The following is a 16711-nucleotide window of genomic DNA, read 5'->3' as shown; positions in this document are numbered from 1 at the left end:
AGAATCGCCTGTCTTTTCGGCGCCAAGAAGAATTAAAGGCACGCGGCAGCGTTCCCTCCCCCTTGTGGGGAGGGTTAGGGTGGGGTTCTTCTTCGCAAAAATCCATATGCGATAGCCCTGCCCGCAAGGGGGGAGATCGACAGCCCTACGCCGCCTGCGGCTCCGGCTCGAAGGCCGGCTTGCTGGTGTTGATCAGCAGCGAGATACAGGCGGCGGCAATCGCAGTCATGCCGGCGATCAGGAACGCCAGTTCGTAATTGCCCTGCAACTCGCGCATGGTGCCGCCGAAGGCGGCGGCTGTCGCCGCACCGATCTGGTGTCCGGCGACGATCCAGCCGAACACGATCGGCCCGCTGCGGTCGCCGAACGCCTCATTGGCGAGCCTCAGCGTCGGCGGCACGGTGGCGATCCAGTCGAGGCCGTAGAGCACGGCGAAGATGATCAGGCTGGTCGCCGAGAAGCCGGAATAGGGCAGGTAGATCAGCGACAGGCCGCGAATGCCGTAATAGACGCCAAGCAGCTTGCGCGGATCGTAGCGGTCGGTGAGCCAGCCCGACAGGGTCGTGCCGATCAGGTCGAAAATGCCCATCATCGACAGCAGGCCGGCGGCCTGAACTTCGCCGATGCCCATGTCGCCGCAGAAGGCGATCAGATGCGTGCCGACCAGACCGTTGGTGGTGAAGCCGCAGACGAAGAAGGTGGCGAACAGGTACCAGAACACCCTTGTGCCGGCGGCGCGGCGCAGCGTGTTGAGCGTATGCGCGAGGAAATTGCCTTGCGACGCAGGCGATGTCGGCGGCACATCATCCGCCTCGGCGCCATAGCGCACCATGCCTATCGATGCTGGACGCTCCGGCACCAGCAGCCAGACCAGCGGTATCAGAGCCGCGGTGGCGATCGCGACCGCAATGACAACCGGTTGCCAGCCGCCCGACTGCGCCAGAGCAGCGATCATCGGCAGGAACACCAGCATGCCAGAGGCGCTTGAGGCCGACATCAATCCCATGACAAGGCCGCGGTTGGTCTTGAACCAGCGATTGACGATGGTGGCGCCGAGCACGCTGGCGACAGCGCCGGAACCAATGCCTGAGAACACGCCCCAGGTGATGAACAGATGCCAGGGCTTGGTCATCAGCAGACTGAGCGCGGTTGAGCCCGACATCACCACCAGCGAGGCGAGCAGCGTGCGACGCAGCCCGATGCGCTCCATCAGGGCTGCGGCAAATGGACCGGTGAGACCGTAAAGCAGGATACCGACACCGGCGGCCAGCGAGATGACGTCGCGCCGCCAGCCGAAACTGTTCTCCAGCGGCAGCATCATGACCGCGGGCGCGGATCGCAGGCCGGCCGCGACCAGCAGGCAGAGGAAGATGACGCCAACTACGACAAAGGCGTAGCGCTGGCCAAATGGACGAGATTGAGCTATCATGTTACTGACCGGTACGTTGCAGGGTGGGATCCTGTATACGTACCGATCGGTAACATTGTCAATCGAGTCACACGATGCCAACGGACAAAAATATTGATCTGACCATCAGCGACGGTCATGCATCGGCGCCGCCGAAGGCCGCCAAGAAGATCCTCGATGTGGCCTATGACCTGTTCTATCGGCGCGGCATCCGGGCGATCGGCGTCGACGAGATCGTCAAACGCGCCGGCGTCACCAAGCCCAGCCTCTATCGCAGCTTCCCCTCCAAGGATGAACTGGCCGCCTCCTATCTCAGGCAGTACGATCTTGAATATTGGGAGCGTTTCGACGAAGCGGTCGCCGCTCATCCCGACGACCCGCGCGCACAGATCAAGGCTTTCCTGACCCGCATCGGCAAGCGCACGCAGGTGGCGGACTATCGCGGCTGCGGCATGACCAATGCGGCGGTCGAATATCCCGACCACAGCCATCCGGCCCGCGTGGTCAGCGAGGCCAACAAGCAGGAACTGCGCCGCCGCCTGCGCGCCATGGCGGTTGCGATGGGCGCGCAAGACCCTGACACGCTGGGCGACGGCCTGCTCCTGCTGATCGAAGGCGCCTATATCAGTGGCCAGCTGTTCGGGCTTGGTGGCCCGGCGCAAGCGGTCGCCCGCAACGCCGACCTGCTGATTGAAGCGAGCTTGAAGAAATAGCGACAGGCGATACGCTAGGACAACCTCCAACGGAGATGTCCCGCGATGCGTAGCCTGCTGATTCCGCTCATCCTCGCTGGCTTCTGCCAGGCTGCACATGCCGACGGCATTGCGAGCGCCTACACCGATCTGGACTCGAAGAAGGATTGCGTGACCTATGCGCAAGCCGAGGAAGGCGACGGCGACTGGGCCGAACTCGCCTGTTCGGGCTATCGCGGCTATCCCGTGCTGATAGCCTATGACGATGCCCGTGAATCGCTGTTCTACGGCTTTCCCCCCGGCGGCGACATGACGACGGTCTGGGAGAGCTTTTCCGGTTTCAATTCGTCTGGAGCCAAGATCGAATGGCGCATCGAGACCAAGGGCGACAAGGCTGTGCCCTATGCAGCCATCCATCGCCGCTCGATCAGCAATCCCGAGGACGAGAAAAAGCCGACCGAGGTGCTGCTCGTCGCCAAGGTCGGCCAGATGGACGCCCGCGATGGCTGCACCGTTGGCCTGGTGCTGGCCACCGGCAATCCCACCGCCAACGACCAGGCGCGCAAGCTTGCCGACGACAAGGCACGCACCTTCGCCTGCGGCAAGGACAGGCGCACCGTCATCGGCAATGTGCCGGCTTTCGGCCGGGTGGATAACTAGATCAGTTGCTTAGCACGGAACTTCTGCCACATGCAGGTCGCACACGTTGGGATTGGCCGAAACGCCTTTGACTTCGTCATCCACGGGCGCAGCAAGGAGCGTAGCGACGCAGCGCAGACCCGAGGATCCATGCCGCGACACCAACAACACCACAACGGTGCAGAATTCTGCTTAGCCGCGCACTTCACCGAGCGTCACGGCATGGATGCCAGGGTCTCCGCGACGCCGCTTCGCGGCTGCTCCGCCCTGGTATGACGAAGTCGAGGGGCCTCGCGAGGCCTAGGCCCTGCGGGGTTGATGCTCCGCAGAGCCTAAGCCCAGCTACTTGCTCGCCTTGGCCCGCTCGATCGCCTCGACGATCATCTTCTTGGCATATTTGGAATCGTGCCAGCCTTCGATCTTGACCCATTTGCCGGGCTCGAGATCCTTGTAGTGCTCGAAGAAGTGCTGCACCTGCTGGCGCGTGATGTCGGGCAGCTGGGTGTATTCGGTGACGTTCTCGTAGCGCAGCGTCAGTTTCGGCGACGGCACGGCGATGATCTTCTCATCCTGGCCGGCATTGTCTTCCATGATCAGCACGCCGATAGGCCTGACGTTGATGACGCAACCCGGCACCAGCGCGCGCGTGTTGCAGACCAGCACGTCAATCGGATCGCCGTCGCCCGACAGCGTGTGCGGCACGAAGCCGTAATTACCGGGGTAGCGCATCGAGGTGTGCAGGAAGCGGTCGACGAACAGCGTGCCGGCCTCCTTGTCCATCTCGTACTTGATCGGCTCGCCGCCGATCGGCACCTCGATGATGACGTTGACGTCCTCAGGCGGGTTCTTTCCGCTGGCTATGGCTTCAATGCGCATGGCTTAAATCCCTCTCTCGATGGACGATCGATAGCGGGCGGCGCGTCATGGTGCAATGCGGCGAATGGTGCTGGCTGAAATCGGGAGACGCAATGGCCGAAAGGCCGGGCTGTCATTCCCAGACGAAAGCGACCTTCTTGAGCGCCTTCTGCTCGAAGATCTCGACGCCTTCCGCAACGTCGCGGCCACCGGCGCCGGCATAGAAGGCAAGCGCGTTCTGGTTGTCTTCCAGCGCCCAAACGACCATGCCTTTCAGCCCATGGTCGGCCAGGCGCGCCCTGGCCGCCGCGAACAGCCGGCTGCCAAGCCCGATGCCCTGATATTCCGGCCGCAGGTACAATTCGTAGATTTCGCCTTGCTGGCGCAGTTCGCGGGCGCGGTTCTTGCCGATCGTCGCATAGCCGGCAATCTTGCCGCCGATCTCGACGACCAGGACGGTGGCGGCGCGGCGAATCGCATTCGCCCACCAGTCGGCGCCTCGACGGTTGATCATCGATGTCAGGGTCCGGTGCGGAATGATGCCGGAATAGGCGCCGCGCCAGGCCTCCAGATGCACCTCGGCGATGGCACTGGCATCGCGCGGGTCGGCTTTCCGGATGTCGATCGTCAGCGTATTCATGATTTGTTAACCATAAACCCGCATCGCCCGATTGCAAGAGTCCCGGCGGCCCGCCGGCTGCTTTCTCACAGGCGGTCACCACCTCAGACAGGGCCCTCGAAGCTTCACTGGAAGGACTCAGATTTCGACCAAATGGTCGTCAAGTTCGTTGCTGTCGCCCGCTGTGACTGGGAAATGCTCGGCCAGCACCGCACCCACCTGCTCGATCGCCTTGACGAAGCCGTCGGCAAGCCGGTCGTCGCCGGCATGCGCGGTAAGGTCGCGCACGACACCGTCCCAGACATGCTGGCCGACCTTGGCGTCGATGCCCGAATCGGCAACCACTTCGGCATAGCGCTCGGCGATCGAGACGAAGACCAGCACGCCGGTGCGCGCCGTGGTGCGGTGGACGTTGCGGGCAAGGAACTGCTTGACCGCGTTGGCGTGCGCCGCCTGGTAGCGCAGCCGCCTCGGCACCAGATGGATGCGCAGGCCGGGCAGCGCCCACAACAAGGCCAGCACGCAGGCAAGCGCCAGGAGCTGGGCGAGTACGAAATGCGGCAGCCGGATCGACAGCCACCAGGCCTCCAGACCGTAGCCGACCGCCAGGCTGACGATCAGCATGCACACGGTCGCCATGAAGGCGGCCGGGAAGAAATAGCCGTCGCTGGCATGGGCCACGACGCAGTAGATCTCGCCGTCGGTTTCCTCCTCGGCGCCGCGGATCGCGGTTGCGATGCGCTCATGATCCTGCGGGCTGATTGGTCGTGTTGCCATGATATGTCTCACCAGCTTCCTGAAGAACCGCCACCACCCGATGAGCCGCCGCCACCGGAAAACCCGCCACCGCCGCTTGATCCCGAAGACCAACCACCACCGGAGTTCCCCGACGACCAGCCGCCCGAAGACGAACCCGTTGTCCAGCCGCTGCTGCCCGAGTACCCGCTCGGCCCACGGCCGTAACGAAACGTCATGCCCAGCCATCTGTACACGCCCGGCGACAGCTTCGTGCCGAACATCGGCGGCAGGAACGCCATCGCCAACCCGCCGAAAAACATCGTCGCCCACAGGATCAGGAACACGGCAACGATCGGATCGATGGACGTGCCGTCATCGGCGGGATTGCGCTTGCCTCGCGCTTCCAGTTCTTCGGGATTGCCCTCCAGGACCATGACCATGTCATCGACGGCTTTGCTGATACCGCCGGAGAAGTCCCCGGCGCGGAAGGCCGGCACCATGTCGTTTTCGATGATCAACTTGGTGTGCAGGTCGGTCAGCGTACCTTCCAGCCCATAACCGACCTCGATGCGCATCTTGCGGTCGTTCGGAGCAACCAGCAGGAGCACGCCATTGTTCTCGCCCGCCTGGCCAAGTTTCCAGAAGCGGAACAGCCGGTTGGCGTAGGGCTCGATCTCCTCGCCATCGAGGCTGGGGATCGTCGCCACGACGATCTGGTCGGAACCTTTTGTCTCGAAGTCGGCGAGCTTCCGCGTCAGCGCCGCCTCGGTCGCGGCATCGATGATGCCGGCATTGTCGACGACACGGCCGGTCAGCGCCGGCAGGTCGGCCGCGTAGGCCATGACGCAGGAGAACAGCACGACCGCGGCAATCAGGACGGCCGAGGCGAGGCGGTCGCGTTTCGACAGGCTGATGCTGGGTATCGTCATGCCATCACCAGCTTCCCGACGAGCCGCCGCCGCCGGACGAACCGCCGCCGCCGGAAAAGCCTCCACCGCTGCTTGACCCCGAAGACCAGCCGCCGCTGGAACTTCCAGACGACCAGCCACCACGGGAGGATCGCCGGCTTGGCTCGAAGGTCATGCCGAGCCAGCGGTAGCGGCCGGGACCGAGCTTCTGGCCGAAGATCGGCGGCAGCACGGAAACCGCGATGCTGCCGAAGAAGATGATCGCCCAGATGCCGATGAACACGGTGAAGAACAGGTCGTCGGAATCGAAAGGCGCCTGCTGGTTGCGCTCGCCGCGCGCCTCCAGCTCCTCCGGATTTCCTTCCAGCACCATAACCATGTCATCGACGGCTTTGCTGATACCGCCGGAGAAATCGCCGGCGCGAAAAGCCGGCACCAGGTCGTTTTCGATGATCAGCTTGGTGTGCAGGTCGGTCAGCGTACCTTCCAGCCCATAACCGACTTCGATGCGCATCTTGCGGTCGTTCGGGGCGACCAGCAGCAGCACGCCGTTGTTTTCCTTCGCCTGGCCGAGTTTCCAGAAGCGGAACAGCCGGTTGGCGTAGGGCTCGATCTCCTCGCCATCGAGGCTCGGGATCGTCGCCACGACGATCTGGTCGGAGCCTTTTGTCTCGAAATCAGCGAGCTTCCGCGTCAGCGCCGCCTTGGTCGCCGCATCGATGATGCCGGCATTGTCGACGACACGGCCGGTCAGGGCGGGGAGATCGGCGGCGAGAGCGGTGAAGGGGAGGAAGAAGAGGCTTAAAATGACCGCCAGGAATGTCAGCCTTGCGTTCCGTCGCACCCCCCTCTGTCCTGCCGGACATCTCCCCCGCAAGGGGGGAGATTGGCTGTCATCGCTGACAGCAACACTTCTGCGACGTCGAAAATTAGCGAAACCACCACGGCTGCCGATCTCCCCCCTTGCGGGGGAGATGTCCGGCAGGACAGAGGGGGGTGTGAAGGAACGCAAGGCTGATAAGAACCAGGATCATCAATCGACGTTCACCCGCCCTGCTTCGTGCCGAAATCGACCTTCGGCGGCTGCATCTTGTCTTCGGCGACGGTGAAATTGGCAAAGGGCTCGTTGCCGCGGAACCAGAAGGTCGCCCACAGCACCGAGGGGAAGGTCCTCAGCGTCAGATTGTAGTCCCTGACCGCCTGGATGTAGTCGCGCCGCGACACGGCGATGCGGTTCTCGGTGCCTTCGAGCTGGGCTTGCAGCGCCAGGAAATTCTGATTGGCCTTGAGGTCGGGATAGGCCTCCGAGACCGCGATCAGCCGCGACAGCGCGCTGGTCAGCCCCGCCTGGGCATCCTGAAACTTCTTGAGGGCTTCGGGATCCTTCAGCGTTTCCGGTGTTACCGTGATCTGCGTTGCCTTGGCGCGTGCCTCGACCACCGCGTCGAGCGTATCCTTTTCGTGCGAGGCATAACCCTTCACCGTCTCGACCAGGTTGGGGATGAGGTCGGCGCGGCGCTGATACTGGTTCAGCACCTCGCTCCATGCCGCCCTGGCGTTTTCTTCCGCTGTGGGGATGGTGTTGTAGCCGCAGCCGGCAAGCAGCGGCAGCACTATCGCCATCATCAGGAAGGCGGGCAGCGTGCGGAACGTGGACGGCGAGGCAAGGCGCTGGGCAAACATGATGGGTCCCTCGGTAGAAGTTGCACGCGAAGCATTACCACAATCAGCGCGCAAGAAAACCGCCCGCGCCGGCAGCCTCTCACCTGGCACGCCCGATGCCGCTGCAAGGCTCTGTGATTGGCCGTGCGAACGCGATAAGGTCCGCAAAACGGGACATCATCATGGCGCAGCGCCAGGACAGCGAGAAGGAATCGCGCCGTATCCTCGAGCGCATTGCGCACGAGACGGATCCGGCCGGCAACTCGTTTGTATCGCGGGCCGCGAAAGGCATGCACGATCATGTCACGGCGGCCGATACCGATCGTGCCGATCCGATCGAAGTCTGGGGCACCCGCTTTGGCCGCACGCTCGGCCTCCTGCTGGCGCTGGGCCTGATGGTCTGGCTCGTGCTTTACGTCATCCGGGGCAGTTAGGAATCAAACGACAATGAGCGCCGAACAAACCGACGCGCCGCGTGCGGTCATCGTCATTTCCAGCCATGTCGCGCGCGGCTCGGTCGGCAACCGTGCCGCAGTCTTTGCGCTGGAGACCCTGGGTTTCCCGGTCTGGGCGGTGCCGACCGTCATCCTGCCCTGGCATCCCGGCCATGGGCGCGCGACGCGCATCGTGCCGCCGCTCGACCAGTTCAAGGCGCTGATGGCCGATCTCGAGCGGGCACCATGGCTGGGTGAGGTCGGCGCCGTGTTGTCGGGCTATCTCGGCGAGGCCGGCCAGGCCGAGGCCGTCGCCTCGCTGGTCGCCGCGGTGAAAGCAAGGACGCCCGGCGCCGTCTATATCTGCGATCCGGTGATGGGTGATTCGGGCGGCCTTTACGTGCCCGAGCCCACCGCCATAGCCATGCGCGACCGGCTGATGCCGATCGCCGACATAGCCACCCCCAACCGCTACGAACTGGAATGGATGGCCGGCGCCGCGTTGCCAGACCTGAAATCGGTGATCGCGGCCGCACTCCACGCCGGGCCATCGACCATGCTGGTCACCTCGGCGCCGTCGATGATGACGGGCGGCACCGGCAATCTCCTGCTCGATAGCAGCCAGGCGCTGCTCGCCGAACATCGCCTGATCGACAAGCCGCCGAATGGCCTGGGCGATCTGACGGCGGCCGTCTACCTGGCACGCATCCTGTCCGGCCAGCCGCCGATCAAGGCGCTGCAATCGACGACGGCGGCGGTCTACGAGATCCTGGCGCGCACCGCCAAGCGCGGCGGCGACGAACTGCAGCTCGAAACCGATGCGCAGAGCCTGTCGCATCCGATGGCGATGGTCCAGCTTCGCCACCTCACACATCCGGGGCGGGGCCGCCGGGCGTGACGTCGACTGAGGCCGTGCTTGTCGGCGTCGACGGCTGCAAGGCCGGCTGGATCGCCGTCCGGCGCACTTCTGGCATGGCACCGTCGGTCGGTGTCTTTGCAACCTTCACTGCCCTGCTCGCATCGCTTCCCACAGATACTGTCATCGCTGTCGACATACCGATCGGCCTGCCCGAGTTTTCGGGCAAGGGCGGTCGCGGCCCCGAAGCGCTGGTGCGGCCGCTGCTCGGGGCACGCCAATCCAGCGTCTTCTCGATCCCCTCCCGCGCCGCGCTCTATGCCGACACCAACGGCTTCACCACCATCGAAGCCTGGTATGCCGCTCACATCCGCGCAAGCGAGGTGGCCATGACCACATCCGACCCGCCGCGTGGCGTCTCGATCCAGGCCTTCGGCATTTTTGCCAAGATTCGCGAGATCGACGCCCTGCTGATCGCGCGACCCGATCTGCGCGGCCGCGTCTACGAATCGCATCCGGAAGTCGCTTTCTGCCGCTTGAACGGCGATCAGGCCATGCAACTGCCGAAGAAGATCAAGGGCAGCATCAATCCGGCCGGCATGGCGGAACGCAAGGCTCTGCTTTGCCGGCATGGCTATGAGACGAGCTTTCTCGACCAGCCGCCACCGCGCGGCGCAGCCGCCGATGATTTCCTCGACGCGGCCGCAATGATGCTGATCGCCGGTCGCATCGCCAGCGGTGAGGCACGGCCGCTGCCCGACCCGCCGGGCCGCGACAGCTTTGGCATTCCTGTCGCCATCTGGGCGTAACGCTGTTGGCCAACGTTGCGCTCGATGCATGGCATTTCTAGCCAGCCCTCATAATTCTGCATTGCTCGCGACCGGCTTTTGCCGCTAGAGCCTCTCTAGACCGCAACGAGCTGCCGCATCCAACCCGGAAAGGCTCCAGACGCCGCCCATGTCCCATCTCCCTGAACATCTTCTCGCCGGCTACCGCAATTTCATGAATGGCCGCTATCTCACAGAGAGCGGGCGCTATCGCGATCTCGCTCGCGAAGGCCAGGCGCCGGAGACGATGATCGTCGCCTGCTGCGATTCTCGTTCGGCGCCCGAGGCGATCTTCGACGCCGGGCCCGGCGAACTCTTCGTGCTGCGCAATGTCGGCAATCTGGTGCCGCCCTATGCTCCCGATGGCGAGTTCCATTCGACCTCGGCGGCGCTTGAATTCGCCGTGCAGAGCCTCAAGGTCAAGAACATCGTCGTCATGGGCCATGGCCGCTGCGGCGGCATCCGTGCCGCGCTCGACACCAATTCAGCGCCGCTTTCGCCGGGCGACTTCATCGGCAAGTGGATGAGCCTGATCGCGCCGGCCGCCGAGACCGTCTCCTCCAGCACCTTCATGACCGCGTCGGAGCGCCAGACCGCGCTGGAGCGCATCTCGATCCGCTATTCCATCGCCAACCTCAGAACCTTTCCCTGCGTCTCGATTCTCGAGGGCAAGGGGCGACTGTCGCTGCATGGGGCCTGGTTCGATATCTCGACCGGCGAACTCTGGACGATGAACAAGGAGACCGGCGATTTCGAACGGCCGGAGCTGGGATGAACACAGCGGCGCGCAAGGTGGTGAACATCCGGTCGATCATTTTGACGGCGGCCGCGCTGCTGGTAGCGATTATTGCCGCCCGCGCCGATGATCGTGCCCTCATCAGCCGCTGGTATTCGGCGCTGCTGGTCGCCGACCGCACCGAGCTGTCCGACCTGCTCGCCGACGATGTCCACATCAAGCTGGACGACCTCGGCATCGTGCAAAGCAAGCAGGAATTCATCGCTTCGATAGACGAGTGGAAAGGTGCGGTTGCCGGTGCGGCAATCCGGCACAGGGTCGAGAAAAGCGAAGGCGGCGTCACCACGGTGGTCGCCTGCTACGATTTCCCCAACAACGACATGCTGATGCAGGAAACCTTCGCGGTCACCGACAACCGCATCACCGCCAGTTCGCAAGCGGCGATCGCCGAAAACTGCGACGGCTTCTGAGGGCGATATCGGCCAAATCCGCATATTGCGGGTCCGCCGGCCGCGCCCTACATCGGGTACCACCCACCTGCCTGCCCTCACCAGCGAAAGACTGTCCATGCCTTCCACGAAAGCCGCCGACCTCGCCGCCCATCCGCTGACCGCGTGGCAAGGGCCGCTCGGCCTGCCCGATTTCACGCGCATTGGCGACGGCGACTTCTCCCCGGTCTTCGACGCGGCGCTGAAGGCGCACGAGGCCGAGATCGAGGCGATCGCCGGCAACAAGGATGCGCCGACCATCGAGAACACGCTTGCCGCGCTGGAACTCGGCGGCGAAGCGCTCGACCGCGTCTCGTCGATCTTCTGGTGCCGCGCCGGCGCCTACACCAACGAGACGATCCAGGCGCTGGAGCGCGACATCTCGCCGAAAATGTCCAGGCATTTCTCGGCGATTTCGATGAACGAGCGGCTGTTTGCCCGCATCGACGATCTCTACCAGCGCCGCGAGAGCCTGAAGCTCGACGCAGAGACCCTGCGGGTGCTGGAAAAGACCTGGAAGGGCTTCGTCCGTTCCGGCGCCAAGCTCGATGCCCACGGCAAGAAACGGCTGGCAAGCATCAGCGAGGAATTGTCCTCGCTCGGCACGGCTTTCGGCCAGAATGTTCTGGCCGACGAGCGCGACTGGGCGCTGTTTCTCGATGAAGCCGACCTTATCGGTCTGCCGGATTTCGTGAAAAGCTCCATGGCCGAGGCCGCCGAAATGCGTGGCCAGAAGGGCCGCTATGCCGTCACCCTGTCGCGCTCGATCTACGAGCCGTTCTCGACCTTCTCCGAACGCCGCGATCTGCGCGAGATCGCCTTCCGCGCCTTCACCATGCGTGGCCAGAATGGCGGCGCCACCGACAATACGAACGTGGTGCGCGACATGCTGCGCCTGCGCGCCGAGAAGGCAAAGCTGCTCGGCTACGCCTCCTTCGCCGCGCTGAAGCTCGATGACACCATGGCCAAGACGCCGAAGGCCGTGCACGCGCTGCTCGATCCGGTGTGGGAAAAAGCGCTTGAGAAGGCAGCAAGCGACCAGATCGAATTGCAACGGTTGGCGACGGAGGCCGGCAGCAACGAAAAATTCGCTGCCTGGGACTGGCGTTTCTACCAGGAGAAACTGCGCGCGGAAAAATTCGCCTTCGACGAGGCGGAACTGAAGCCCTATTTGCAGCTCGACCGCATCATCGACGCTTGCTTCGATGTAGCGACACGGTTGTTCGGCATCACCTTCGAAGAGAAAAAGGGCATCGCGGCCTGGCATCCGGATGCCCGCGTCTTCGTGGTGAAGAATGCCGATGGCAGCGAGCGCGGCCTGTTCCTGGCCGACTATTTCGCGCGGCCGTCAAAGCGCTCTGGCGCCTGGATGAGCGCGTTGCAATCCGGCTACAGGCTCGGCCACGGTGCGAGCCCGGTCATCTACAACATCATGAACTTCGCCAAGCCGCCAGCCGGCGAGCCGGCGCTGCTGTCGGTGGACGAGGCGAAAACGCTGTTCCACGAATTCGGTCATGCTCTGCACGGCATGCTGACCGACGTCACCTGGCCCTCGGTTTCGGGCACCTCGGTCAGCCGCGATTTCGTCGAACTGCCCTCGCAGCTCTACGAACATTGGCTGACCGTGCCGGCGGTGCTGGAAAGACACGCGCTGCATGTGAAGACCGGCAAGCCGATGCCCAAGGCGCTGCTCGACAAGATGCTGGCCGCGCGGACTTTTGGCGCCGGCTTTGCAACAGTAGAGTTCACCGCCTCTGCCTTGATGGACATGGCCTACCACGCACGACCCGATGCGCCTGAAGCGCCGCTTCGTTTCGAAACCGAAACGCTTGCAGAACTGCATATGCCGGACACCATAGCCATGCGCCACCGGACCCCGCATTTCGGCCACGTCTTCTCCGGCGAAGGCTATTCGGCCGGCTATTATTCCTACATGTGGTCGGAAGTGCTCGATGCCGACGCTTTCGCCGCCTTCGAGGAGACCGGCGACCCCTTCAACCCGGCGCTCGCCGAACGGCTGCGCAAGAACATCTACGCCGCCGGCGGTTCGAAGGATCCGGAAGAACTCTACACCGCATTTCGCGGCAAGATGCCGTCGCCGGAAGCGATGATGGCCAAGCGCGGGCTGGTGTAGCGCTGCGCACTCTCCCCCCTTGAGGGGGAGATGGCCGCGAAGCGGCCAGAGGGGGCGGTCCGACCGGACTCGGCCTGCTGCGGCAGAAGAAGGTTGGCACTCCACGCGAGGCGACCCCCTCTGTCGCCTTCGGCGACATCTCCCCCTCAAGGGGGGAGAATACCAGCGTCACCCTTCCAAGGATCCGCAACCCTTGGCCACACCGGCCGCGTCAGCTTGGTGTAGCTGGTCACCGCCGGATTGCTGGGATATGAACTTGGCGCCGAGACATAGATGATCTCGGCGGCGATCGGCTCGAAGCCGGCGTAGAAATGGTTGGTCGACTTGATCAACAACACGTCCTTGGCCAGCGGATCGACGCCGATGTTGGAAAAGATATCCGGCTCGAAGGTCTGCGTGCGATTGGTGTTGAGGATGATGTCGACCTCGGTGCCTTCGAGGCGGATCAACGCCGTCGGCCCGAGCGTCACCCGGCTTGGCCCGAAACTCTGCCAACCCTCCGCAATCGCCTTCAGCACGCGCACGCGCGCGTCGATCGGCTCGCCGGCCTGCGGACCGGCCTTGCCGCCGAAGCGCAGATCGATGACCGCGCCTTCGCCCGCCGCCAGGCAGAAGGTGACCGCGATGGGGTCCCAGATCGTCGCCACGGCGAACCTGTCCAGGCCACGCGCCAGCATCTGGCGCAGCACGAAGGTGCCGTCGCCGGGAACGCCGCCGCCGGGATTGTCCCAGATATCGGCGATGACCACCGGCTTGCCCGGATTCTCGGCGCGCACGGCCAGCGCCCGATCGATGCCGTCGGCGGCGCTCAGCATCGTCATCGCCGTCTTTTCGCGCAGCGCGTAGAGTTCCCGCCCGAGCCGTTCCGCCAGCGCGTCGCCCTTGGCCTTGTCATTGTCGGTGACGACCAGGATGCGCGTGCCCATCTCGGCCACGTCGGCCGCCATAAAGCCGTGGATGACGGAGACCGACAGCACGCCGTCCTTGCCGTGCAGCGCCTTGATCCGGTCGACGAAAGAGCGCATCGGCTCGCGGCTGGTCGGCAGGACCTGGATCATGCGGCAATCGAAGGTCGAGATGACCGGCTTGATCTCGCCCCTCGCCGCCGCAAGCCCAAGCTCGACGACGTGTTCGCCGCGCTCATAGAAATCGGTGTGCGGAAATTCGAGGAAGTAGGCGAGGATGTCGGAGGCCGCCACGCGCTTCGGTGTCAGATGGCTGTGCGGATCGAGTTCCACGGCGATCACCACCTCCGGCCCGACCATTGCGCGAACCCGCTCGAGCAGGTCGCCTTCGCAGTCGTCATAGCCTTGTGCCACCATGGCGCCATGCAGGCCGAGGATGACAGCATCGACCGGCAGCGCGGCCTCGAGCTGGCCAAGGATCTCGTCGCGCAGAGCCTCATAGGTCTGCCGCTGCACCAGGCCGCCCGGCTCCGCCCAGGTTGCGGTGCCCTCGATGACATCGAGGCCTTCGGCCGCTGCCCGCCGGCGCAGCGCCACCATCGGCGAGGAGCACAGCGTCGGCGTGTCCGGATGTTTGCCGGGCCCGGCATAGAAGGCCATCTCGAACGAGGCCCTGTCGGTCGGCACCGGCGAGAATGTGTTGGTTTCCGTCGCCAGCGAGGCGGTGAAGATGCGCATGAAAGCTCCGTGGGTCTAGAGCAATTCCAGGAAAAGTGTGAAGCGGTTTTCCGTCCGGGATTGCGTCAAAAAAAGAAATAGAGCGGCTATTTGACCGCCCCGAGCGCCAGGCCCCTGACGAGGTAGCGCTGCAGCCAGATGAACAGGATGGCCACCGGCGCGGTCGCCAGCAGCGTCGCGGCCATGACGTGGTGCCATTCGATGGTGTAGCGGCCGGCGACCAGCGAAAACACCTGGATCGGCAGCGTGTAGCTTTCCTGGCTGCGCAACATGGTGAGCGCCACGACGAATTCGTTCCAGGCATTGATGAAGGTGAAGATCGCCGTCACCGCGATCGCCGGCAGGCACAGCGGCAGGAACACCTTGCGCAAGGTCAGCCAGCGGCCGGCGCCTTCCATCCAGGCCGCCTCCTCGAGATCGCGCGGAATGGTGTCGAAATAGCTCTGCAGCATCCACACCGTGAAGGCGACGTTGAAGGCCATGTAGATGAAGCCGAGCGCCGTCGTGCTCTCGACCAGGCCCCAGGCCGCCATCAGCCGGAACAGGCCAAGCACCAGCACGATCGGCGAGATCATCTGCGAAATCAGCAGGAACTGACGCAAGGCGCCGTAGCCGGCAAAGCGGAAGCGCGACATTGCGTAGGCCGCCGGAACCGAGATCAGGATGGCGCCGACGGTGGCGATCACAGACACGTAGAGCGAATTGAGCAACGCCTGGCCAAAGCCGGTCGCCACCCACATGTCGGAGAAATTCGACCAGCGGAATTCGCTCGGCCACCAGGTCGGCGACAGCACTTCCGGCCTCGGCTTGACCGCGGTCAGGAACATCACCGCGAAGGGAAAGAGCGTCACCACGATCAGCGGCGCCAGCAGCAGCCAGGCGATGATGGAGCGCTTCAGCTTGCCCGTCATGAGCCGATTTGTCATGTGCGTTGCTCCCGCATCGCCAGCCGCACATAGATCATGGTGAAGACCAGCAATATGGCGAACATCACCAGCGACACCGCCGATGCCTCACCCAGCTTGCCGATGCGGAAGGCCAGCTTGTAGAGATGGGTGACCAGGATATCGGTCGAGTTGGCCGGGCCGCCCTGCGTCATCACCCAGATGATCGGGAAGGAATTGAAGACGTAGATGGTGTTGAGCACGATGGCGATGTTGATGAACGGTTTCAGGAGCGGAAAGGTGATTTCGCGGAACTGCTGCAGCGGCGTCGCCCCTTCGAGCGCCGCCGCCTCGTAGAGATCGTCCGGGATCGACGACAGCCCGCCGAGGAAGATCGTCGTCGTGAACGGCACCGTCACCAGGATGCCGATCAGCACTTGCATCGGAAAGGCGGTTTCGGCACTCGCCAGCCACTGGATGTTGTGATCGATGAGCCCGAGGCCGATCAGCGCCGAGTTGAGCATGCCGCTTTCACCGCTCAGCGCCCAGCGCCAGACCACCGCGGTCATGGTCAGCGACACCGCCCAGGGCAGCATGATGATGACGCGGGCGATGCCGCGGCCATAGAAATCGGTGTTGAGGATCATCGCCACCGGGATCGACAAGAGAAGCGCACCGCCGACCACCATCACCGTCCATTGGCCGGTGCGCCAGAGCGCGGCCGTGAAATCGGGATCGGCAGCGAGTGCCGCGAAATTGGCGAAGTCGTTGAAGTCGCGAAGCTGGCCGAAGCGGCTGACCTCATGCGTCGAGATCTGGATCAGGTCCCAGACCGGCCAGAAGATGACCACCGCCGCCAGAAACAGGCTGGGCAAGGTCAGGAGATAGGGCAAGAAACGATTTTGCATCTGCTGGCTTTATACCGTGTTGCGGGTGGAGATTGGATTGCGCTGGCTTAAGAGATTGACTTAACCCGCCTCGTTCTTCTCAAGGCACCGCTTCAGGATTCCTTGTAACCGTCGGCGCGCCCCTCACCTGCCTGCCCGTCCTCCGCAGCAGTTGCGGAAAGGGGTCCTTCCTCTCCCCCGTCGATCGGGGGAGAGGTGGGGGGCGGACCCAACCAGCCGGCGGGGGGCCCTCTATAAGGCAACCACGGCCGTTGGAGTGGGCCGCGGGACTGGCCAGGTC

18 protein-coding genes are annotated in these 16711 nt (G+C 64.0%); 8 read left to right on the top strand and 10 right to left on the bottom strand.

The genetic code is table 11. The features are described from left to right. Positions 1-145: 145 nt before the first annotated feature. Positions 146-1429: an MFS transporter gene (locus NKH52_RS33900; protein ID WP_352736626.1), complete on the bottom strand. Its 1284-nt coding sequence runs from the start codon at positions 1427-1429 to the stop codon at positions 146-148. 74 nt (positions 1430-1503) lie between these two features. On the opposite strand from NKH52_RS33900, the gene NKH52_RS33895 reads away from it, so the two are divergent. After that, positions 1504-2121: a TetR/AcrR family transcriptional regulator gene (locus NKH52_RS33895; RefSeq protein ID WP_352736624.1), complete on the top strand. Its 618-nt coding sequence runs from the start codon at positions 1504-1506 to the stop codon at positions 2119-2121. Between the two features lie 45 nt (positions 2122-2166). Continuing rightward, a complete protein-coding gene (locus tag NKH52_RS33890; protein ID WP_127294143.1) occupies positions 2167-2760 on the top strand; it encodes a hypothetical protein in 594 nt (197 codons plus the stop codon). Positions 2761-3081: 321 nt separating this feature from the next. Here NKH52_RS33890 and ppa read toward each other — a convergent pair whose 3' ends face one another. The 6 genes from ppa to NKH52_RS33860 all read right to left on the bottom strand — a co-directional run bounded on the left by ppa (position 3082) and on the right by NKH52_RS33860 (position 7542). Then, positions 3082-3615 carry an inorganic diphosphatase gene (gene ppa / locus NKH52_RS33885; protein WP_127294141.1) on the bottom strand — a complete coding sequence of 178 codons (534 nt, stop codon included), beginning with the start codon at positions 3613-3615 and terminating at the stop codon, positions 3082-3084. A 112-nt stretch (positions 3616-3727) separates the two neighbouring features. Continuing rightward, a complete protein-coding gene (locus NKH52_RS33880) occupies positions 3728-4234 on the bottom strand; it encodes a GNAT family N-acetyltransferase (RefSeq protein ID WP_056586049.1) in 507 nt (168 codons plus the stop codon). 117 nt (positions 4235-4351) lie between these two features. Next, positions 4352-4990 (bottom strand): TPM domain-containing protein, encoded by a 639-nt coding sequence (locus NKH52_RS33875; RefSeq protein WP_127294139.1) that lies wholly within the window; start codon positions 4988-4990, stop codon positions 4352-4354. Positions 4991-4998: 8 nt separating this feature from the next. Then, a complete protein-coding gene (locus NKH52_RS33870) occupies positions 4999-5880 on the bottom strand; it encodes a TPM domain-containing protein (protein ID WP_352736621.1) in 882 nt (293 codons plus the stop codon). A 4-nt stretch (positions 5881-5884) separates the two neighbouring features. After that, positions 5885-6703 carry a TPM domain-containing protein gene (locus NKH52_RS33865; protein ID WP_352736619.1) on the bottom strand — a complete coding sequence of 273 codons (819 nt, stop codon included), beginning with the start codon at positions 6701-6703 and terminating at the stop codon, positions 5885-5887. A 200-nt stretch (positions 6704-6903) separates the two neighbouring features. Then, complete coding sequence (locus NKH52_RS33860; RefSeq protein WP_023811716.1) at positions 6904-7542, bottom strand: LemA family protein; 639 nt, start codon at positions 7540-7542, stop codon at positions 6904-6906. Positions 7543-7703: 161 nt separating this feature from the next. Here NKH52_RS33860 and NKH52_RS33855 point away from each other — a divergent pair, with 161 nt between their 5' ends. The 6 genes from NKH52_RS33855 to NKH52_RS33830 all read left to right on the top strand — a co-directional run bounded on the left by NKH52_RS33855 (position 7704) and on the right by NKH52_RS33830 (position 12996). Next, on the top strand, positions 7704-7955 hold the full coding sequence (locus NKH52_RS33855; RefSeq protein ID WP_352736617.1) for a hypothetical protein: 252 nt from the start codon (positions 7704-7706) through the stop codon (positions 7953-7955). A gap of 13 nt (positions 7956-7968) precedes the next feature. After that, a complete protein-coding gene (gene pdxY, locus NKH52_RS33850; protein ID WP_127261498.1) occupies positions 7969-8853 on the top strand; it encodes a pyridoxal kinase PdxY in 885 nt (294 codons plus the stop codon). Further along, positions 8850-9620, top strand: a complete 771-nt coding sequence (locus tag NKH52_RS33845; protein WP_352736615.1) for a DUF429 domain-containing protein — start codon at positions 8850-8852, stop codon at positions 9618-9620. Before pdxY ends, NKH52_RS33845 begins: the two co-directional genes overlap by 4 nt. A 148-nt stretch (positions 9621-9768) precedes the next feature. After that, positions 9769-10413 carry a carbonic anhydrase gene (locus NKH52_RS33840; RefSeq protein WP_023811712.1) on the top strand — a complete coding sequence of 215 codons (645 nt, stop codon included), beginning with the start codon at positions 9769-9771 and terminating at the stop codon, positions 10411-10413. Next, entirely contained in the window at positions 10410-10844 is a 435-nt protein-coding gene (locus tag NKH52_RS33835; protein WP_352736613.1) for a nuclear transport factor 2 family protein, read from the top strand. Before NKH52_RS33840 ends, NKH52_RS33835 begins: the two co-directional genes overlap by 4 nt. 97 nt (positions 10845-10941) lie before the next feature. Beyond that, positions 10942-12996, top strand: coding sequence for a M3 family metallopeptidase (locus tag NKH52_RS33830; protein ID WP_352736611.1), 2055 nt, complete (start codon positions 10942-10944; stop codon positions 12994-12996). A 146-nt stretch (positions 12997-13142) separates the two neighbouring features. Here NKH52_RS33830 and NKH52_RS33825 read toward each other — a convergent pair whose 3' ends face one another. The 3 genes from NKH52_RS33825 to NKH52_RS33815 all read right to left on the bottom strand — a co-directional run bounded on the left by NKH52_RS33825 (position 13143) and on the right by NKH52_RS33815 (position 16431). Next, positions 13143-14639, bottom strand: coding sequence for a M81 family metallopeptidase (locus NKH52_RS33825; RefSeq protein WP_352736609.1), 1497 nt, complete (start codon positions 14637-14639; stop codon positions 13143-13145). Positions 14640-14725: 86 nt separating this feature from the next. Next, positions 14726-15550 (bottom strand): carbohydrate ABC transporter permease, encoded by an 825-nt coding sequence (locus NKH52_RS33820; protein WP_352736628.1) that lies wholly within the window; start codon positions 15548-15550, stop codon positions 14726-14728. 11 nt (positions 15551-15561) lie between these two features. After that, on the bottom strand, positions 15562-16431 hold the full coding sequence (locus tag NKH52_RS33815; RefSeq protein ID WP_023811708.1) for a carbohydrate ABC transporter permease: 870 nt from the start codon (positions 16429-16431) through the stop codon (positions 15562-15564). Between the last annotated feature and the right edge of the window lie 280 nt (positions 16432-16711).

This window comes from Mesorhizobium sp. M1066 (genome assembly GCF_040318635.1).
Taxonomy (GTDB): Bacteria; Pseudomonadota; Alphaproteobacteria; order Rhizobiales; family Rhizobiaceae; genus Mesorhizobium.
This window is presented reverse-complemented; position numbering and strand designations above follow the sequence as displayed.